Origin of the sequence: Pontibacter sp. 13R65 (assembly GCF_047525655.1) — a bacterium.
Lineage (GTDB): Bacteria > Bacteroidota > Bacteroidia > Cytophagales > Hymenobacteraceae > Pontibacter.
In genome coordinates, this window is sequence record NZ_JBLIQL010000016.1 from 64,605 (window position 1) to 84,176 (window position 19,572).

General features: G+C 47.0%; 16 protein-coding genes and 1 tRNA gene. 3 read left to right on the plus strand and 14 right to left on the minus strand.

Going from position 1 to position 19,572, the window contains the following annotated elements; genetic code table 11:
• Nucleotides 1-294: 294 nt before the first annotated feature.
• Nucleotides 295-2,874: an AsmA-like C-terminal region-containing protein gene (locus ACMA1I_RS16940; RefSeq protein WP_337069608.1), complete on the minus strand. Its 2,580-nt coding sequence runs from the start codon at nt 2,872-2,874 to the stop codon at nt 295-297.
• Between the two features lie 185 nt (nt 2,875-3,059).
• On the opposite strand from ACMA1I_RS16940, the gene ACMA1I_RS16945 reads away from it, so the two are divergent.
• Nucleotides 3,060-3,134, plus strand: a tRNA-Val gene (locus ACMA1I_RS16945).
• Nucleotides 3,135-3,654: 520 nt separating this feature from the next.
• Here ACMA1I_RS16945 and coaE read toward each other — a convergent pair.
• The 8 genes from coaE to ACMA1I_RS16985 all read right to left on the minus strand — a co-directional run bounded on the left by coaE (nt 3,655) and on the right by ACMA1I_RS16985 (nt 9,975).
• Complete coding sequence (gene coaE / locus ACMA1I_RS16950) at nt 3,655-4,248, minus strand: dephospho-CoA kinase (RefSeq protein ID WP_337069609.1); 594 nt, start codon at nt 4,246-4,248, stop codon at nt 3,655-3,657.
• A 2-nt stretch (nt 4,249-4,250) separates the two neighbouring features.
• On the minus strand, nt 4,251-5,135 hold the full coding sequence (locus tag ACMA1I_RS16955; RefSeq protein WP_337069611.1) for a hypothetical protein: 885 nt from the start codon (nt 5,133-5,135) through the stop codon (nt 4,251-4,253).
• 109 nt (nt 5,136-5,244) lie between these two features.
• Nucleotides 5,245-5,544: a preprotein translocase subunit YajC gene (gene yajC, locus ACMA1I_RS16960; RefSeq protein WP_337069612.1), complete on the minus strand. Its 300-nt coding sequence runs from the start codon at nt 5,542-5,544 to the stop codon at nt 5,245-5,247.
• A 36-nt stretch (nt 5,545-5,580) separates the two neighbouring features.
• On the minus strand, nt 5,581-6,120 hold the full coding sequence (locus tag ACMA1I_RS16965) for a DUF1573 domain-containing protein (protein WP_337069613.1): 540 nt from the start codon (nt 6,118-6,120) through the stop codon (nt 5,581-5,583).
• A 19-nt stretch (nt 6,121-6,139) separates the two neighbouring features.
• Complete coding sequence (locus ACMA1I_RS16970; RefSeq protein ID WP_337069614.1) at nt 6,140-7,141, minus strand: isocitrate/isopropylmalate dehydrogenase family protein; 1,002 nt, start codon at nt 7,139-7,141, stop codon at nt 6,140-6,142.
• Nucleotides 7,142-7,145: 4 nt separating this feature from the next.
• Nucleotides 7,146-7,451, minus strand: a complete 306-nt coding sequence (locus ACMA1I_RS16975; protein ID WP_187262831.1) for a YtxH domain-containing protein — start codon at nt 7,449-7,451, stop codon at nt 7,146-7,148.
• Nucleotides 7,452-7,511: 60 nt separating this feature from the next.
• Complete coding sequence (gene nusB / locus ACMA1I_RS16980; RefSeq protein WP_337069615.1) at nt 7,512-8,654, minus strand: transcription antitermination factor NusB; 1,143 nt, start codon at nt 8,652-8,654, stop codon at nt 7,512-7,514.
• A 220-nt stretch (nt 8,655-8,874) separates the two neighbouring features.
• Entirely contained in the window at nt 8,875-9,975 is a 1,101-nt protein-coding gene (locus ACMA1I_RS16985) for a Glu/Leu/Phe/Val dehydrogenase (protein ID WP_337069616.1), read from the minus strand.
• A gap of 150 nt (nt 9,976-10,125) precedes the next feature.
• On the opposite strand from ACMA1I_RS16985, the gene ACMA1I_RS16990 reads away from it, so the two are divergent.
• Both ACMA1I_RS16990 and ACMA1I_RS16995 read left to right on the plus strand, forming a co-directional pair.
• Nucleotides 10,126-11,910, plus strand: coding sequence for an ABC transporter ATP-binding protein (locus ACMA1I_RS16990; RefSeq protein WP_337069617.1), 1,785 nt, complete (start codon nt 10,126-10,128; stop codon nt 11,908-11,910).
• 125 nt (nt 11,911-12,035) lie between these two features.
• Nucleotides 12,036-12,467, plus strand: coding sequence for a hypothetical protein (locus tag ACMA1I_RS16995; protein WP_337069618.1), 432 nt, complete (start codon nt 12,036-12,038; stop codon nt 12,465-12,467).
• 245 nt (nt 12,468-12,712) lie between these two features.
• Here ACMA1I_RS16995 and ACMA1I_RS17000 read toward each other — a convergent pair whose 3' ends face one another.
• The 5 genes from ACMA1I_RS17000 to ACMA1I_RS17020 all read right to left on the minus strand — a co-directional run bounded on the left by ACMA1I_RS17000 (nt 12,713) and on the right by ACMA1I_RS17020 (nt 18,814).
• Complete coding sequence (locus ACMA1I_RS17000) at nt 12,713-13,402, minus strand: DNA alkylation repair protein (RefSeq protein WP_337069619.1); 690 nt, start codon at nt 13,400-13,402, stop codon at nt 12,713-12,715.
• Nucleotides 13,403-13,744: 342 nt separating this feature from the next.
• On the minus strand, nt 13,745-14,266 hold the full coding sequence (locus ACMA1I_RS17005) for a GyrI-like domain-containing protein (protein ID WP_337069620.1): 522 nt from the start codon (nt 14,264-14,266) through the stop codon (nt 13,745-13,747).
• Nucleotides 14,263-16,032 (minus strand): ABC transporter ATP-binding protein, encoded by a 1,770-nt coding sequence (locus ACMA1I_RS17010; RefSeq protein WP_337069621.1) that lies wholly within the window; start codon nt 16,030-16,032, stop codon nt 14,263-14,265. The genes ACMA1I_RS17005 and ACMA1I_RS17010 overlap by 4 nt, the downstream gene beginning before the upstream one ends.
• Nucleotides 16,033-16,298: 266 nt before the next feature.
• Complete coding sequence (locus tag ACMA1I_RS17015; RefSeq protein ID WP_337069622.1) at nt 16,299-18,482, minus strand: T9SS type A sorting domain-containing protein; 2,184 nt, start codon at nt 18,480-18,482, stop codon at nt 16,299-16,301.
• A 137-nt stretch (nt 18,483-18,619) separates the two neighbouring features.
• Complete coding sequence (locus ACMA1I_RS17020; RefSeq protein ID WP_337069623.1) at nt 18,620-18,814, minus strand: hypothetical protein; 195 nt, start codon at nt 18,812-18,814, stop codon at nt 18,620-18,622.
• Between the last annotated feature and the right edge of the window lie 758 nt (nt 18,815-19,572).

Here is a 19,572-nt window from a genome sequence, read left to right on the forward strand (position 1 = left end):
AGAGCCGGAGAAGCTCCGGCTCTTTTTTTCACCCTTATGTCTTGTATTACTTTATTTTCTTTTTACCCCCTGCATCATACCCTTTGCGGATTATAAATGCAGTGGCAAATCCTTCAGTTTCTTTGCCTGTTTTGAATTTTTAACGGGATATAATACAGGTAGTTATGTCCAAACCATATTTTTTTGATTTTTGGATAATAACATCAGGTGAAACTGAGTAAATGAATGGTGAAGCATCGATGTGGCTTCTGGTAAACAGGCAGGAGAAAAAAAGTCAGCCTTGCTGTTTCGGCCTTAAAAGTCAAAATATTCTCCTTGCTGCAACTCTACCTTTTTCTCTTCTTTCTGCTTCGGCTTTTTACCTTTCAGGAGGTCGCGTAGTTGCTGCTTCTCTTCTTTTATGTCGGTTTTTATTTTTTCGCGCACCCTCGCCTCATCATAACTTATCTTAAAGTTGTCTTCTTTCCCCTTCAGCCTTAAAAAGAGCATGCTGTTTCCTGCGTTGGGGTCTGCTGCCACTACACCGTATACGGCATCCTTATCTGCCTTCCGCTTTTGCAGCAGGGGTAGCTTTATCTTGTAGTCCATGTCCTGGTCGAAGGTGTGCGTACCGGAAACCGATACAACAGGCACCGAAGACAGGTTAGAGCTAATGTCCATCTCAGGTATGTAAATGGTGCGTTTTTGTATCCAGAAGTTGTTGTGCAGCTCCGAAAAGCGCATGTTGGCCAGTTCGGAGCGGTTTACAAAAACCGACATTTTCTGCATGGGGGCGAAGTTAATTAACTGCCCATCGCGCACAGTAGCGGCAATCTCGGCCTGCATCAGGTCCGTTTTAGAATTGAGGTGGCTATCGAAGTATAGTTCTGAGGCGATTTTAGCCGTCAGACGGCCTCGTAGGTGATGGTCTTGTACAAACTGCTGCCCAAAGTTTTCGAACACGAAAAAGAGGCTATCTACCTGCATATTCGTCAGCTTGGTTTCGGTAGTTACCTTCAGGTGGTCGCGCTGGCGGGCATCCAGAGCACCACGCACAGCAAAGCTGCCACCAATAGCATTAAAAGAGATATTAGGTGAAGAAATAACCTTGTTCCGCAGTTCTACTCTGCCTTTTATGTTACTGCCCTTAAAACGCCTGAATTTTACGTTGCGGATGTCGGCGCTTAGGTCGAAGGCTACATGCGGCGAAACCACAAACTTATAGGCTTCTCCGCGGCTTGCTTTGGGGGCAGCTGCCACTTTCACCACACTCCCCTCTCCTGCACGCGCTTCCTCCGGTGTGTTAAACTTTTCGCTCAGCAATTGATCCAGGTCCAGCAGCCTGCTGTTCAGGTTCGCCTCTACCAGGAGCCGCTGTTTATCTACCAGCAACCAGGCAATAATATTCCGGAACATGCCATTCAGCACAAAGTCAGACTTACCCAGCTTGCCTTTAAAGTCAGATACGGCCACATCGCTACGCTTAAACATAAAGTTGCCGCTCAGGTTTGTTAGCGGCAGTGGCAGCTCCTTTAGCGAAAGCGACACCTGGTGCAGGGTAACATCGCCAGACGTGTTAATAGCACCGCTGGCCGGGCTCTTTTTAAAGGCATCGAGGTTGCCCTTGTAAGAAAGCTTAACATCTGCCAGGCCACTTCCTCCCCTTATCTCGCTTAACTTGGCCATGGTGAGCAAAAAGCCTACATCCAGCACACCTTTAACATCAAAGGCAATGGTCGGGTTCTCAAAGTTCAGGTAACTCAGATTACCCGAAATGGCTCTGCCGTTCAGTCTGCCGGTCAGGTTTTTCAGTTCTATGGCAGAGGTGGTAGCATTGTGCCTGCTGCCGTTGGTAAAGGAGCCCGAAAAACTTACCTTCTCTACCTTTTGCTTTATATTCGGGTGATAAAAAGAAGCATTGCGGCACCCAAAGTTAAAGGAGATGCCCGGCGTTTGCTTTTCAGACAGCTCGCCCTGCACCAGCCCATCGAAATATACATCGCCTTCGCTGCGGTACTGGTTATAATTGCGGGTAACATCCTGGGGCAGCAACGACAACAGCGACTGTACGTTTGTGTTTTTACCTTCCAGTTTCAGGTCGAACTTGGTGGCGCCGCCGTAACCGATGGTGCCGCCAACTTGGTAGGCTGCTTCCTCAATTTTAACGACAGAGGGTTGTAAGGTTATTGTTTTGTTCTGCCGGTGAATCGTTAGCAGCGTCTGCAGGTCTACATTCTTTTCTTTGAAGTACTCCCTGCTGCCTATAGCTATTCTGTTTACTTTAGCACTACCTGCCGTCTGCATCTGTATGGTGTCGGCAGCCAGGGTAAGCGAAGCAGTCATTTGATCGGCATAGGCCTCGAAAATATGGTTTAGTCGCTCGTCGGTGTAACTCACTCCAACTTTACGCAGGTCCACTTTATCCAGGTTGAAAGAAAACTCCCGCTTCTCCGAGTCTTCTGAGGATACAGTGGCCGTGGTATCGCGGGTAAAAATCTCGTAGTTCACCTCTCCCGATTTTAGCACCCGCACGTGCAGTTCGCCCTGCTCTACATACACCTGCCGCAGGTTATACTTGCCGCGTACCAGGTCAAATAGGCTAAAGGTAAAATAAAGCTTCTCGGCCCGCCCCAACGACGACTTACTTTCCGGCACGCTCTCCAGCACGTTTACCTTGTCGAGTGCCACAGCCACATGCGGGAACTTCTCGTAAAGCGAAAGCGAAATTTTCTCAACTTCCACCTTTGTGCGGATATGCTTGTTCGCTTCGGTCACAAACATGCCGATAATTTTATCCTGGTAAGTATACACAGCCCCAAGCACAATGCCTATAACTGCCACAATTATAAGGGCAGTATAGAATAGCACTTTTTTAACAACACCTCTTTTCTTCAATGGAAATATCAGGTTTAAAGCACCTTATAAAAACATAAAGGTACAGTTTTAATAAAGGGGTACAAAGGGGCCTGGGGCCACAAAAAAAATTTTTACATTTTTTTTGCAAATGTTTTGCAGTTACAAAAATATGCCCCATATTTGCATCATCAAACGGGGACAAAAGGTCACCAAAACAAAAAATCGGGGTGTTAGCTCAGCTGGTTCAGAGCACCTGCCTTACAAGCAGGGGGTCACTGGTTCGAATCCAGTACGCCCCACAGAAGGACAACTGCAAAGTTGTCCTTTTTTTATTTCTACCCTTCTCAGTATCAGCTCTTTTTCTAAGCTTTTTATCCGCTTCCTTCACCATTTTTGAATAGGTAACGGCTTATCAGGTCAATAAATATTAGGGCATCCTTACCAGGCAAAATTTAAAGCGTAGAAAACAAACTTGCTAAAACTCTCCTGCAGCAATTCTTGCTAGCTTAGCCATACCCAAATTGGCAACTGCTCAATAACTTCGAAATTATTCTAATGAAATAACCCTTCCGGAGCCTTTTTAAGCTACGAGAAGCTTAGACTTAGATGAAGCACCTGCCACAAGGCCATTCAATGCCGTTGTCACAGCCAGAGGAGGGTCTATGCTTATACAAACTACTGCGCTAGTTGCTACTGCTGTTATCTCTTGCCTCACAATTTATAAGGCATAAATGAAAAGGAATAGTTTAGCTGGCAAACAACAATTCTGCTAATGAAAATGGCCTTCCAGAGGCTTTGATAACTTGCTGATGCGAAGGATTACTGTGGGGCGAGAAAATGCTTGTGAAGGGCTGTAATCTGCGGGAGGAGGAGTTGCTGATCGTCGTTATAAATAATATAATCGGCACGAGCCATTTTTTCTTCTTCCCGAAGCTGCTTTTCTATAATGGCTCTGATGTCAGCCTCTGTACGGTGCGGGTCCCGTGCGAGCAGGCGCTTCATACGAACATCCAAGGGGGCAAATACAGTAATGATCTCATCCATCTGCTTCCAGGCCTGCGACTCAAACATAAGCGCTGCTTCTTTCAGCACATAGGGTGCGGGAGCCTGTGCAAGCGCCCATGACTCAAAGTCGATGGCTACGCGGGGGTGTACCAAGCTGTTGAGCCGGGCGAGCTGCTCCGGGTTATTAAATACTATACTGGCAATGTGAGGGCGGTTAAGCTCTCCGGAAGGTGTGTATGCAGCTGGTCCAAAGGCAGCTGTTAAGTTATCCTTCAGTACTGCATCGTGCTGCATTACCCATTTGGCTCTGGCATCGGAGTCGTAAACAGGTACGCCGAGCAGCTGAAATACACGACATACTATTGTCTTGCCGGCTCCTATACCTCCCGTTATACCTATTTTGCGCATAGCTACCTGTCTGTTTCTACAACTGCTTTTACACGTTCCGGCCAAAGCCTTGCGCGGCGGGCACCCAAAGGTTTCTGAATTAGCTCCGGCACCAGCGTAGAGTCGCGGGAGTTGTATTTGGCAAAGTCCAGCACTGCCCTAAAGGTATCGCGGTTTATAATGGCCACAGAGTCTTCCAGCAGCTGATACCGCACCATTACATAAGCAGGGCGTAAGTTAAGCTTACGTCCGGGCGGTGCGTTTACTATTTCCGGAATGATCTGGCGCTCCTCCTGCACGAGCCCTTTTACATTAACAGACACAGTAGCCTGTGCAACATTGGACTTTACAAGAGGCTTGTTATCGAAGTTAATAGGGACTTCTAATTTGGCAGGGGCAGTAAGTGTGTTTGGCAGCCGTAGCAAAAAAGGATCTGGCAGGGTGCTCACCATGGTAGAAGGCCCTACAAAAGTAATGGAATCTGGCTCTATGGTAACGGGTCCTACTACAGAGAAGCGGTCATCTGTTATTTTCTGCTTCGGGTCGAGGCGTAAGGGAATACGGCGCCTTATTTTCTCATCAATGTCGAAGTAGATGGTGTCTGTCACCACAAAGTTCAGCACTAATCCATCTAAGGAATTAACGAGAGCCGGCCGCAGCGAAGAGCCAAGCACATAGTTGTTTCGGGGCAAAGTGGCTACCTGGATTTCAGCAGGCTTCACATCTACCTTCAGCGATTTGCGAAGCAGTTTCCACCCTTTACCAGTCACGTTTATAATTACTTCTTCCGGCAGCGGCTTTACGGGCACCAGCCGCGACTCAGGGTACACAAACTTAATCGGGTATGTTGTTTGTGTAGAATAGCTTTTGTTTAAAGCATTGAGCAGCCAGAAAGTAGAGGCTGCCATAAAACAAAGCAATACTATTCTCCAGTATTGCTTTGTTTGTGGTCTAAAGGGCCTGAATGCCCATAGAACTATATTTTTGAGTTTCTCAAATGGCAAAGCTGCTCGTGCTTTATTTCACTTTGGTAGTAGCTTCCATAGAAATAGAAGCCTTATCAAAAGTTAAACGGATACCTTTGTCTACTTCCAGCAGCACAGTGTCTGTGTCTACTGCCACTATTTTTCCGTGCAGGCCACCTATCGTGATCACGTCCATACCCTTTGTGAGCTCATCACGAAACTTCTTCTGCTCCTTCACTTTTTTCTGTTGTGGTCGGATCATAAAAAAGTAAGCTACCAGAATAATGGCTCCGAACATAACCAACTGCACCGGGAAGCCCTCGGATGCGGCCTGAAGAAATATAGTCTGCATATTGTTTTTGATATTCTTTAACGCGGAATTTAAATTTTAATTTTGTCTTACCGGACCTTGGGCACCTGCCGTAGGATAAGTACCCTGCACTGTGCCTTTTAGCGACAGTTGCACAATGTTTGGCTCTGTGTTGGCTCTTACCGTAATAATCGGCTGCTGCTGCCCAGACTTGCCTGTGCTGTTAAACTGCACTTTTATTTCGCCGCTCTGGCCTGGTGCAATGGGGTCTTTAGGCGGCTGAGGCACTGTGCAACCACAGGTGGCAGATGCACTTTCGATTACCAGCGGCGTGCTGCCTGTGTTGGTAAATTTGAACGTATGGCTAACCACTTCGCCTTGGTTAATAGTGCCGAAATTATACTCCTTCTCCTCAAAGGCTATTACCGCACCGTTGCCTGTAGTTGCCGTCTCGTTATCAGAAGAAACTACGTTAGGGTTATCGATGGTGGCAGAGGCCTGCTCGGTGTTAGCAGCTGCTTCTCCGGCTGTTGTGTTATTGGAGGTATTGTTTTGGTCGCAGCTTGTTGCCAGCAGGGCAACAGCCAGACTTAACGAAAAAAACAGATTCTTTTTCATGGCAAATTTAAATTCAGATTTAGCCTAACTTGGCAATAATGTTCTGAGCGAACTGCATGGTGCTGGCGCTGCCGCCAAGGTCACCGGTACACTCTTCTTTTTGGCCTAAGGTTGCGTCGAGAGCCTTCTCTATTTTATAGGCATAGTCCTTCAACTCAATGTGGTGCAGCATCATAATAGCAGAGCGCAACAGTGCTGTCGGGTTTGCAAGGCCTTTGCCGGCAATATCTGGGGCAGAGCCGTGCACGGCTTCAAATATAGCCATGTTATCGCCTATGTTGGCACCAGACACTACGCCTAATCCACCTACCAGACCGGCACACAAATCAGAAAGAATATCGCCGAAAAGGTTAGTTGTAACCACCACATCGAACTGCTCCGGCTTCATTACCAGCTGCATACACATGTTGTCGATGATCTTGTCTTCCATCTGAATGTGCGGGTAGTCTTTCGCAATCTCTTTAGAAACGTTCAGCAGCATGGCGCCGGCGTGCTTCAGAATATTGGCTTTGTGCGCTACCGTTACTTTTTTGCAACCATGCTTATCAGCATAGGCAAAAGCGGCACGAACTATTTTCTCGCAACCAAGTTTCGTTACACGCGAAATGGAGTCGGCAATTTGCAGGCGCTCGTCAAAAATCTCGAGGCCGGAGTAAAGGCCCTCGGTGTTTTCGCGGAACAGCACCAGGTTTACATTACTAAACCGGGAGGTAATACCGGGTGTGGTTTTGGCAGGTCTTACGTTAGCGTACAGGTCGTACATTTGGCGCAACTGCACATTTACACTTTTAAATCCTTTACCTACCGGTGTGGTAATAGGACCTTTTAAGGCTACTTTGTTTTTCTCCAGCGACGCAAGGAGAGAGGCTGGTAAAAGCTCTCCCATGGCATCAAAGGTTGTCTGGCCAGCATTCTCCTCTTCCCAGGTTACAGGTACATTGGCAGCGCTGAAAATGGCTTTTACAGCTTCTGTAATTTCAGGTCCAATGCCATCGCCAGGTATAAGTGTTATCTGTGTCATTCTTCTAGATTTCTTTTCTACTGTTTATTTCGTTGATCAGTGAGTCTACATCTCCTAATAGCTTTTCAGCTTTTTCTTTGGCATCCTGAATTACTCGCTGTCCTTCCGATTTAGCAGTAGATGGCATCATGTCGCGGTTCAGCATCAGTTGCTCCAGAAGGTCAGAAAGCGTATCGCGGTATTTCTCCAGGCGATAGCTAAACCAGCTGCGGGTTTCTATACCTTTTTCGGGGGCGAACAGAATGCCAACTGCGGCTCCAACGGCAGCACCTGATACAAAGGCTACTAAGGCTGTTGTCGTCTTACTCATAGTTATTCCAAATTATATAGTCGCGTACGTGTTTTTCTCTTTTACGATATTACCAGAAGGCTACTTGTTGTCTATCAAGCCTCTGCCTGACTTACGGATATCTCCCTTGGTAGAAAGCTCCTGCGCCATTTTATCCAATACACCATTAACGAACTGTTTGCTTTTTGGTGTACTGTATAGCTTAGATATTTCTATATACTCGTTAATAGTTACTTTTACGGGTATACTCCGGAAGATGTGCATTTCGCAAAGCGCCATTTTCAGGATTATCTTATCAAGGGAGGCCACGCGCTCCACATCCCAGTTCTTTACACTGCCGGAAATAAGGGCTTCGTATTTTTCATCGTCCTGGAGGGTCTGGTGGTAAAGCTCCTCAAAAAAGGCCTTGTCGTCTTCCCAGTTGGCAGACAGGTCAAGCAGTTTCAGGTCTTCTCCGGCTGTTTCCTCGCCAAACAATTTCACCGTTTTGTTCACGAGGCTTTTTACAATGGCCTTGTTCTCGAACCAGTTCAAATCCTGCTCTTCAAACAAAGATTGTAAGTTTTTTTCTTTAAAAATAATGTTTTTAAAAATATGTTTGGTGATCTCCAGGTCGTCTTCAGGAGTGGGTTCAGGCAATGCCAAGTAGTTCAGAAAGGCTTCATCCTGCTTCAGCACATTCTTGTAAGCCAGCCTTATTTCGCTTATATCGGAGCCCCAGCTAATGCTTCTGCGGATAATGTGCTCCTGGTAAGATTTGTTTGCCAGAATGCGCTGCACCACCGTGTTGCGCAAAAACTGCTTTACATTCGGACCTTTAGATTCCGTAAAACGTTTCTCCTTTTTCTCTTCCTCCTCCTCTATCAGGCTTACCAGCAGTTGCAGTATTTGCAGGGTAGCCAGGTAATGATCGTAAATACGCTCTACAGCACCCACCATCTGGTTTGCATAGGCACTATAATCTTTCTTAAGCTGGTTCTGATACCAACCGATGGCTCTGTTTACCGCACCGATTATTTCTTTATCTGTTTCGTCGGTTTCGAATTTCTTTGTTTCGTGCCACTCTTTAAAGAGGAGCGTGGCGATCTGCTTCTTGCCTTCTAGCAGCTTTTTGTCCTGCACCTCCATCGAGTTAAGATCTGGTGCGAAATCCTCGCCTATCTGGTCTAACGCCAGCAGATAATCTGAACCTTCGGCCTGCGTATAGGCATAGATTGCTTGCATCGCCTTGATTCGTAATGTTCTGCGGTTGAGCATAATGTTAAATATAAAGAACGTTGTGTTGTATACTAGTACTTAATTAGGAGCACCAGGCCGTACTTGGAACAAAGCTATTGACTTACACTACTAACTTTTATTTTGTTCCGTGAGCATATGCCACCTAACACAAAAGTGCCGCAGGTAGTGCAGCACTCTTCTTCTCAAACCTTCCCGGTACTCATTTCTAATAAGATGACCTTACCTTCCCAATATCTGCAATGCGCTTTTCAGCAATCTGAATGGCAGCCTGCTGGGTAGAAATGCCTTCTTCTTCGGCTTTTTCAAAAATCTCGAGCGTATAGCCATAAATGCGCTCGGCCTGTGCGTAGGCTCTCTCTCTGTTATAGCCCACTATCTCGGAATACACGTTTATAAGGCCTCCGGCATTTATTAGAAAATCCGGCGCATAAAAAATGCCCCGTTCCTGTAAGGCCTGCCCCTGCACCTGCTCATCGCGGAGTTGGTTGTTGGCGCTTCCTGCTATAATCCTGCACCTGAGCCGGTCTATAGTTTTATCGTTTATAGTGCCGCCAAGCCCGCAGGGCGAAAATATATCTACATCCAGATCATATATTTCGTTCATGCCGACTACCTGTGCCCCGTATTTAGCCGAAACATCGCGCAGGCGGTCTGCATAGATATCGGTAATAAAGACTTTTGTATTTTCCTTGGTTAGCAGCTCCACCAGAAAAACTCCGGCGTTTCCCACACCCTGCACAGCTATCTTTTTCCCATCCAGTGAGTCTGTTCCAAAAGCCTTTTTTGTAGCTGCCTTTATGCCCATGTAGGTGCCGTAGGCCATCACTGGAGATGGGTCTCCGCCTCCGCCCATTGTCTCAGGCATACCTGCCACGCTCTCTGTCTCCATACGGATGTACTCCATGTCTTTAGAAGTAGTACCGATGTCTTCTACCGTTATAAAGGCGCCATTCAGGTTTTTGATAAAGCGACCAAATTTCCGGAAAAGCGCTTCAGACTTGTCTTTGGCGGCATCGCCTATAATGACAGCCTTGCCCCCTCCTACATTGAGGCCTGAAATGGCGGCCTTATAGGTCATGCTCCGCGATAGGCGCAGTACATCTTCCAGTGCCTCAGCCTCTGAAGTGTAGGCCCACATGCGCGTACCACCCAGAGCAGGCCCCAACACAGTATTGTGTATAGCTATAATGGCTTTAAGACCGGTGTCGTGGTCGTGGCAGAAAACAACCTTCTCGTGGTTGTGCTCTGCGAGCTGACTAAATACCGACATTTCCTGCTGCTGTTTTACTTCTTTCGTCTTTACCATCAATGCAATTGATTAAGGGTTGCTTATCTTTGTACAGAGTGGGTGATACAGCCTGCCGTTTGCGAGCGCAAAATTACTTCTTTTTTTTAAGAATTCAATTTGTACTTTGTAAGTCTACGTAAAAGCCAAGGTGCCTGAAGCTATAAAACTGTGAAATCGTTAAGCTACTTAAATAAATATCTTTTAAAATATAAATCGAGGCTCTTCTGGGGGCTCGTATTTACTATTATCTCCAATTATTTTCAGATTCTGCCGGCGCAGGTGGTGCGCTATGCCTTTGATCTGATTAAAGAAGGCATAAACCTGCACCAGCTCTACGAGGGTATGACCCAGCAGGCGACCATCTACGATACTTTCGCAAAGAGCATATTAGTTTATGGCATAGTGATTTTAGCTATGGCGCTGCTGCGCGGTCTGTTTCTGTTCTTTGTGCGCCAAACCCTTATCGTAATGAGCCGCCTGATCGAGAACGACCTGAAAAACGAGATTTACGAACACTACCAGAGCCTGCCGCTCAGCTTTTACCGCAAAAACAACACCGGCGACCTGATGGCCCGCATCTCCGAAGATGTTAGCCGGGTGCGCATGTACCTGGGGCCGGCCATTATGTACGGCCTCAACCTGGTGGTGCTGTTTATGATGGTAATACCGTATATGCTCTCGGTTAACGTAAAGCTCACGCTCTATACGTTGCTGCCCTTGCCGATCCTGGCCATCAGTATTTATTATGTAAATAACATTATCCAGCGAAAGTCTGATGAGATCCAGCGCAGCCTCTCCGGCATCACTACCTTTGTACAGGAGGCTTTTTCAGGTATCAGGGTGCTCAAATCGTTTGTGCGCGAAGATGATTCGCACAATAACTTTACTACCGCCAGCAACACCTACAAAGATAAATCGCTGGACCTGAACTTTGTAAACTCGCTCTTTTTCCCGCTCATTCTTTTTTTGGTGGGTTTGAGCACGATTATTACCATTTACATTGGCGGACAGGAAGTGATGAACGGCAGCATCACCACAGGTAACATTGCCGAGTTTGTGATTTACGTAAACATGCTTACCTGGCCCGTAACCGCCCTTGGCTGGACGGCTAGCCTGGTGCAGCGAGCCGCTGCCTCGCAGGAGCGTATCAACGAGTTCCTAAATACTAAAACCACTATTATCTCCCGCAACAACATCAGCAAGCAGATAGAAGGCGATATTGTGTTCGAAGATGTGAACTTTGTTTACCCGGACACTAACATCCATGCGCTGAAGAATGTATCGTTCCGGATTCAGCATGGCGAAACGCTGGCCGTAATCGGGAACACGGGCTCTGGCAAGAGCACCATTGCCACCCTGCTGCCCCGCATGTTCGATGTAACCAGCGGCCGCATCCTAATAGATGGCATAGACGTGCGCGACTATAACCTCAAAAACCTGCGCAGCCAGATTGGCTATGTGCCGCAGGATGTTTTCCTGTTCTCCGACACCATCAGTAACAACATTGGCTTTGGTTTACCAGATATACAGGAGGAGCAAATGGTGCAGGCAGCTAAAGATGCCGACGTGTACGAAAATATTATCCGGTTTCCGGAGCAGTTCGAGACAAAACTAGGCGAACGGGGCATTACCTTGTCAGGTGGGCAGAAGCAGCGGGTGTCTATTGCCCGGGCACTGGTGCGTGAGCCTAGCATCCTCATTCTCGATGACTCTCTCTCGGCAGTAGATACAAAGACAGAAAATGCTATTCTGAACAGTTTGCAGCGCATTATGGCTAACCGAACTTCCATTATTATCTCGCACCGGGTGTCGTCGGTAAAGCTGGCAGACCGCATTCTGGTGCTGGAAGATGGGGAGATTGTGCAGCACGGCACACACGAAGTCCTGATTCGGGAGCAGGGGCTTTATAAAGAACTGTATGAAAGGCAGTTACAAACAGAAGAACTGGACTAATACAAGCTATTTTTGCATATACTTTTACCGGGTTAAGTAATAACAACGGTTGGTCTGGAATTTTTTATGACGGATTCTGTTATAGATACGTATAGTTATCTGAATATCTAAAAAAATTCCGATTTATGGCCATCGATTTACAACAAATAGGGAAAAGGTTTAGGTTTTACACACACCTGAAAGAGCTTGAAATTCCAGAAATTCAGAAGATAACGGGTAGCGACACCCAAGTGCTGGAAAATATTATCTGCGGACAAGATTACATGTTAGATGAACTCGTCGCGATTATCAAGCACTTCCCTGATTTGAACTCGAAGTGGCTGATATATGGTGAAGGTAGTATGTTTAAGCCTATGGACGAAAACGGCAACTGCCACGACCTTAAAAAAGACTGCCTGAAAAAAGACAAAGCGCAATACCTGAAACAGATGCAGGAGATGCTAATGGAGCTCGATGCAGCAGAGGTAGCAAAAGGCCATAAGCCCGATCTGGATGCCCTAAGGGCAAAAATTGTGGAGCTGAAAGACGGCACAAGCACGGCAGCAGCTGCAGAATAACAACTTGGTACAGTAACAGAAAATAGAAAGCTGGCATTTGAAAGAATTGCCGGCTTTTCCTGTTTTAGCACCCGCCGATATGGATAAACCTTGCGAACAGTAAGCCAGCTAAAAGCAGATAAGTTGACTAATTCTTCTAATGAAAGAGGCCTTCCGGAGGTATTTTTGCCTTTATGAGCCTCAGGGGTAGTCTGGTTAATTGTGGTTATTCCATAGCTCGCAGTACTGCGCATAGAGTGAGATTTTCACTTTGAAGCTTTAATCCGTAGCCGCTCCGCCAGCACTGGGGTTTGCAGCTCCCGAAGGGCATCTGCCGCAATCCAACGGGCACTTTTTGAGGCCTGTTGCTTTATTTCTTCCGCCGCTACTATAGCGGCCTGGTTCAGCATAAGGCTGCGCTTGCCGATTTGCCGAAGCGCCCAGTTGATGGCTTTTTTCACAAAATTGCGCTCATCGCCCGCTTGGGCTATTATGAGCGGGAAGAACTGCAGAAACTGTTCGTCGGGTGCTTTTTTGTCGTGTATGGCAAGGGTGGCCATCATGGCAAAGCCTGCACGCTTTTGGTACTCCTGCTCCCGCTGCGCCCACTCCTTTGCTTTACTCACTGCAAAAGGTGTTTTATCGAACAGCACGCCACAGGTTTGGTCGCACAAGTCCCAGGAGTTAAAATCCTTTACCCATTGTTCCATTAACGCCTCGCTTACCTGCATTGGGTCTGCGATGTACACTGCTAGCAGCCTTGCCTCATGCACCTTAGTCTGCCACAGTTCCAGTGCCAGCGGGTGATTTCGTTTCAGTTCCCTGGCCAGCTTTTGAATAACCGGCATCTTTATGCCTAGCGCATTTTCAACTGAAATTCCAAACCGGCCCATGCCCTCCCTGTTGGCGGGGTTACCCAACGACTCTAACTGAGCGAGAATAGCGGCTGTGTTCATAGGAGATTCTTGAGAAAATTAATGACGGTTGATTTTATGCCCAGTAAATTCGAAGGAGCAACAGGAGAGCCGCTGTAGGGTTATCTTGTAGGGAAAAGCAGCTTGCTGGTTGCTGGTGCGAGCTTGTAGCTCGTACCTTATGTTTCTTAAGGCTACGGCATTATAAGCGTCAATCCAAAACAACCTATTATGGCCCATTCTGAAAAGTCATTGGATAAAAGTACGAGCTGCAACCTCGCACTAGCGGAATAGACAGGAAACTAAACCATTTATTTTTCCCTGCAAGATGAGTACCGGAGGCTATTGCACCTGCTGCTGCTCATCAGGAGCAAAACTTATAAACTACTCCAGCACCGGCACCTCTACCACCCCCTTCTTATTTTCCGGGAACCACTCCACATAAAATGGCTCCAGCTTCAGGTTCTGCTTTTCTGCGTAGTCAAAGAGGGCTTCGTAGAGTTTATTAGGCGCCAGCATGTAGTGGGCATTTACCTCTGCCCGCAGCACCTTACGGCCACCGGGCACAGTGCGCAGTTCAAAATCTGCAGGCAAACGCTGTGTTGTGTCGGGCAGCAGCACCCCGATAAAAGCACTGATGGTATCGCTGGCCTCGTCGGGGTTATTGTAATAAATATTAGCAGGCACCCCCTCCAGCTCCTTTTGGTCGAGCACCTGCGCTACCTGCCTGAATGTATTGCCCAATGCCTGGTCTTTGGTGTGCCCCTTAAAGGCCTTGCCCGCTATAATAAGGTCCTGTGAGTTGGTGCTGGTAACAGTTGTTCCGCTAAAGCCCCCCAGCCAGGCAAAAAGACCAGTTCCTGCTGCAATCAGGAGCAGCATAATTCCTAAAAATTTTTTGTTCATAAGTTAATCATGTTCTTGTACTGCATCTGGTACAGCTGTGCATAAAAGCCGTTGTGCCGGAGCAGCTCCTCGTGGTTGCCTGTCTCTTTTATCTCGCCTCTGTCCATTACAATAATTTTATCGGCCTTTTGAATGGTGGAGAGGCGGTGGGCAATTACAATGGAAGTTCTGCCGCGCATGAGCTGCTCAATAGCGTACTGTATCAGTTCTTCGGTTTCGGAGTCTACGCTGGAGGTGGCTTCGTCCAGGATAATGATCTGCGGGTTGTACACCATGGCCCGCACAAAAGAAATAAGCTGCCGCTGCCCCCCTGAAAGCGTGGCGCCGCGTTCCATTACCGGGTAGTGCAAGCCACCAGGCAAACGCTCTATGAACTTACGGGCTCCCACCAGGTCGGCCGCCTGCCACATCTGCTCCTCCGTAATGTTTTTGTTGCCCAGGCTAATGTTATCGGCAATGGTGCCGGAGAATAGGAACACATCCTGCAGCACCACCCCAATGTGATGCCGCAAAGCACCCAGGTCATATTCTTTCAGGTCGTGCCCATCTATAAAAATATGCCCGCTATTGATCTCGTAGAAGCGGTTGAGCAGGTTGATAACCGATGTTTTGCCGGCACCTGTAGCCCCTACAAAGGCCACTGTTTCGCCAGCTTTCATGTCGAACGAAATATTGCGCAGCACCCACTCCTCGTCCTGGTAGGCAAACCAAACATTCTGGAAGGAGATGTCGCCTCTGATGGTGGCAGGCGAGAAAGACCCGGTATCGGCAATCATTTCTTTGCTGTCGAGCAGGCGCATGAGGCGCTCTGTGCTCACCACCCCCAACTGCAGCGTGTTAAAGCGGTCGGCGATCTGCCGTATTGGCCGGAAGAACATTTGAATGTACATGATAAAGGCCATGAGCGTGCCCAGCGTAATGCTATCGTCGAGCACACCGTAGGCACCATACCACACCAGCAGTCCCAGACCCGCTGCGGCAATAATCTCTGCTACTGGAAAGTAAATGGAATAGTACAGTACGGAGCGTATGTTGGCGCGCGTATGCTCTTTGTTTATTTCCCGGAACTTCTCCATCTCCCGCTCTTCGTTGTTGAAGATCTGCACAATGCTCATACCCGTAATATGCTCCTGCACAAAGGAATTGAGCCTTGCCACCGCCGTGCGCACCTCCTGGAAAGTACCCTTAATTTTCTCCTTGAATATGTAGGTACTGATCAGCATCAGCGGGAAGGTAGAAAGGCTCACCAGTGTCAGTTTCACATCGATGTAAAACATGAACCCTACAATAAAAACTAACTGCAGAATGTCGCCGATCATGGCGGCCAGACCTTCGCTAAACACATCGGAGAGCGTTTCTACGTCCGACACGTTGCGGGTTACAAGCGTGCCAATGGGGGTGCGGTCGAAAAACTTGAGGCGCAGGTTCAGAATGTGCCGGTAGAGCTTTATCCTAATGTCGCGCACCACGTGCTGCCCCAGCCATCCGGCAAAATATGTGTGCAGGTACTGCACAATGGCATGCACCACCAGCAGCACCGCCAGTATTACGAACATGCGGTTAAGGCCTTCCCAGTCATTCTCCAGAATATCGTGGTCTACGGTGTACTGGATCAGGAAAGGACGCACTGCCGAGAGCACGGCAGAGGCAAATGTTAAGAAAACGATAAAGTTAAATGTCTTGATGTATGGCTTCACAAAGGTGAATAGCCGCTTCAGCACATCAGAGTCAAATGCTTTACCTGTTGCTTTGGGTGTATTTTCCAAAATAGAGAAATCTTTGTTGTAGTCAGATCTAAAGCTAACGCAAAATCAGTCTCTACTGTACGTGCTCCTGATGCTAACAGATTGTAAAGTTAAGATTTTTAGGTGGGATATTGCTCCCGTCCTCTTCCGGATTTTGCCTGTGGGTTAATTGCTTCTGCCATCTCGACACTCTAAAAAAGCAACGCCCCGGCTGTTTCAGCCGGGGCGTTGCTTTTTTAGAGTGTCCCTGCTCCCGCTAAAGTGCAGGAACCGAAGAACTTGAAATGCTATTTATTCAGCACAATTTTTAAGGTTTTAACTTCACCAGCCGTTACAAAACGGGCAATGTAAACGCCTTTAGCCAGTTGGCTGCCATTTAACTGATAAGCATGCGTTGCACCAGCCACGCCTTCGCCTGCCGCCAACGTATTAACCAACAAACCTTTAGAATCGAAAAGCTCCAGGCGGTAGTCGCCAGTTTGTTTTAGTGTAAAGCTGATCTGAGTTGATTCGCCGAACGGGTTCGGGTAAGCCACCAGGCTGTTATCCTCTGCCTCAACTGATAATGCTTTTTTCTCTTTAGAAACAGAAGCTATGGCAGCAGTATTGCAGGAGCCCAAGGTGCAGCCGTGGGCAAGATGCGCTTTTACAGCACTTTCTGCTATACAAATCTCTTGGCCATTGTGGCAAACAAGCACTTTGTCATTTTTGTTGCCACAGCGCGCATCTATTACATGAATGGTTGCTGAACCGGCAACTGCACAGCCTTGGGCTGTAGTGGCTGTAACAGCAATAGTATAAGTACCCGCAGCACTTGGTGTAAACACGGTAGTAGCACCGGTACTTTTGGCTAAGCCTGCAGCTGCTCCAGACCACACATAGTTTCTGGCACCGTTGGCAGCCGTAAGTGTAATACTCTGCGACTCGGAGCCTAGCACTATGGTATTGGCTCCAGCTCCACCTGAAGCAGACACGGCCAAAGCAGATGTTACACCGGTTACAGTTACTGTTTGCGTGGCAGTAGCTCTGTTACCAGCCTTGTCGGTTACGGTCCAGGTAACGGTTGTGGTGCCGGCAGGGAAAGTTGCTGGCGCGTCGTTTACCACACTGGCCACTCCGCAGTTATCGCTCGTAACAGGGGTGCCTAAGGCTACGTTAACAGCACCACAAGAGGCGGCACCATTTACTGTGATAGCGGCAGGCGCTGTAATGGTAGGCAAGGTAGTGTCTGGCGTTGTTTCGATGGTTACCGTATGTGCTACAGATTCGCAACCTGTAGCAGCCTTAGCACGCAGCGTGTAAGTACCGGCCTCTAAATTTCGGAATACATTGTGAGTGCTGTAAGCGCCTCCGTTAATGGCAAACAAGTAACCGCTGCTATTAGCATGTAAAGTAATAGAACCGTTATTGCCTCCAACACAGCTCACATCGGTTTTGGTGCTGGTAAAGGTTGGCAAAGTGTTTATCACCAGATCAACAGGAGGCGATACAAGACCATAGTCGTTTACCACCAACCTGATTTTGTAGCCTGTTCCTGCTGGTATGTTCGCTGGTACCGAAGCCGTTATTTCTTCTGCGGTTGCGTCTGTAAAAGTGGCGATGGTAACAGGTGCGCTAAAGCTGCCGGTAGCATCAGAAAGCTGTAATATAAACGTTGTGCCAGGCTTGTAGAACCCAACAGCGTTAAAAGGCACCTTCAGCTCTGAGCCATGGCAGTACGCAATAGATCCGGAGGTACCAAATTCAAGGTCATTGGTACCTAAGTAAGATAGCAGGTTTCTATGAATGTTGGCAACCTCGTCAGCCGGAGCCCAGTCGCCGTAATCGCCCTGGAAGAAAGCTAGGGTCAAGCCACCAAAAAGAACGGTGCCGTTCCCCCACTTTTTCTCGGCCAGATACACTTCGTCCGACTCCAGGTCTTTAATAATGCTTGTAAGGCCAGAGCCAAGTATTTTGTGGTGTGCAAATGCACTACCACTCCACTCTGCACCCACTGTTTTTAGCGGTCCTCTGAAAATAGGGTGTTTTGCATTCGCTTTCTCTCCATAAAAGCCATAAGAACCATCTTCGGCCCAGGTTAACTGCACATCATCAAAACCTATTTCAATAATATAAGGGCCCTCGCTTGGGGCAGCGTTAAGAAGCAGTTTACCGCCCTTGCTTACCCAGGCTTCTATAGCAGTTCTGTTAGCCTCAATAAACTCAATCATTTCTTCGGTGCCGCAGTTACTGCCTTCTATAAAAATAAAGTCGTTGCTGGCAGAGAATAGTGTGGTTGTGTTAGTTGTTTCGAAATGTTGCTGCTGCCAATTACCAGCTCCAAAAACCGCATCCATGGCTACTTCGTTGCCGCTTAGCTCCCAGAAGGCACCGCAGGTATTGGTACGGATGTAAACTTTGCCTTGGGCAAACGCTGTCAGGCTGCCTGTTACAAAAGTTAGGAATAGTAAAAAACGTAAAATTGTCCTCATATAAAAATTGCTTAGTATTATTTAGAAGTAATTATAAAATCTTAGATACCGAAGCTGGTTATGCCTTTTCTAAGCAGCGACACGTATTGGTAAGCTGGCGTTTGAAGTGCATCGGGGTTATCGGATAAGGTGCAGTCTTATATCATAGCCTCGCCTACTGCTAAGGGCATGCTTTTAGCTTGTCCTTCGTTCACGTACACTTCTTTCCCGCTCAAGATAAAACACTCTTTCCAGGTAGCTTCTACCCCCAATCTTCCTGAGTTATTCAGTTTAATTAAAATCACATCCTGCTGCTCACACTTGGCAGAATTGTAGTAAATGCTTACACGCACTTTGCGTACTGTGTAAGGTCCAACCGTTGTTAGACGGCTGGGCAAAGCCTGTAATGGCTCCAGCAACCAAAAAGCCCAGCAAAAGCAAAAAGCTGAAAAGCTTTTTTGCAGAAGGCGAGGGCAAAATAGCAAGCACAGTTTTCCTTGACTCTCCCTTATAATTCATATAGAAAGGTTGGGTAATAACGAGATAACCAATAGACTATGTAATCGGAATAGTGCCCGGGGCATAGGTACCACAGGAACTATGTGTAAGAATACTATGCTTGTACAAAGCTTATACATTAAGTACTGGGCAAAGCGCAGTTATAGTGCTGCTCAAGAAGCAGCAGAAGATTTTATGTTATAATATTTTGCGTAATGCTGGCAAGCTCATACAAGCCTCCAACGTAAAAATGCAGGGCAGAAACAGTGTAAAGTTGCTTACATCTTCAAAGAAAATCAGTTATTTAACTTAAAATAAAACATCTCTAAGCCCTTATTGGAGTATTGATTACTATATTTTTTACTAATACTATAACAGAGCAGAGATCAGCAACAGATACATTAATTATAATAGCTTCCAACTAGCCAATTTGCGAAAGTCCTATGTTACAGCAAGTATAGCTACATCTATTATAATTACAAATGGCATTTATGCATTAAATAAGTAAAATTATATAACACATCCATTTTGTCCTAATTTTAATGCACTTTGCTCATTTATTCGTAAATATAAAATTTATTATATATATAAAAATTATTTTAGGGTAAATTTT

Bases quoted from the DNA above. Each gene is read 5' to 3' on its own strand.
- coaE (WP_337069609.1), bottom strand. From the start codon at position 4,248: ATGCGCAAAATAGGTATAACGGGAGGTATAGGAGCCGGCAAGACAATA.
- ACMA1I_RS16955 (WP_337069611.1), bottom strand. From the start codon at position 5,135: ATGGCAGCCTCTACTTTCTGGCTGCTCAATGCTTTAAACAAAAGCTAT.
- yajC (WP_337069612.1), bottom strand. From the start codon at position 5,544: ATGCAGACTATATTTCTTCAGGCCGCATCCGAGGGCTTCCCGGTGCAG.
- ACMA1I_RS16965 (WP_337069613.1), bottom strand. From the start codon at position 6,120: ATGAAAAAGAATCTGTTTTTTTCGTTAAGTCTGGCTGTTGCCCTGCTG.
- ACMA1I_RS16970 (WP_337069614.1), bottom strand. From the start codon at position 7,141: ATGACACAGATAACACTTATACCTGGCGATGGCATTGGACCTGAAATT.
- ACMA1I_RS16975 (WP_187262831.1), bottom strand. From the start codon at position 7,451: ATGAGTAAGACGACAACAGCCTTAGTAGCCTTTGTATCAGGTGCTGCC.
- nusB (WP_337069615.1), bottom strand. From the start codon at position 8,654: ATGCAAGCAATCTATGCCTATACGCAGGCCGAAGGTTCAGATTATCTG.
- ACMA1I_RS16985 (WP_337069616.1), bottom strand. From the start codon at position 9,975: ATGGTAAAGACGAAAGAAGTAAAACAGCAGCAGGAAATGTCGGTATTT.
- ACMA1I_RS16995 (WP_337069618.1), top strand. From the start codon at position 12,036: ATGGCCATCGATTTACAACAAATAGGGAAAAGGTTTAGGTTTTACACA.
- ACMA1I_RS17000 (WP_337069619.1), bottom strand. From the start codon at position 13,402: ATGAACACAGCCGCTATTCTCGCTCAGTTAGAGTCGTTGGGTAACCCC.
- ACMA1I_RS17005 (WP_337069620.1), bottom strand. From the start codon at position 14,266: ATGAACAAAAAATTTTTAGGAATTATGCTGCTCCTGATTGCAGCAGGA.
- ACMA1I_RS17015 (WP_337069622.1), bottom strand. From the start codon at position 18,482: ATGAGGACAATTTTACGTTTTTTACTATTCCTAACTTTTGTAACAGGC.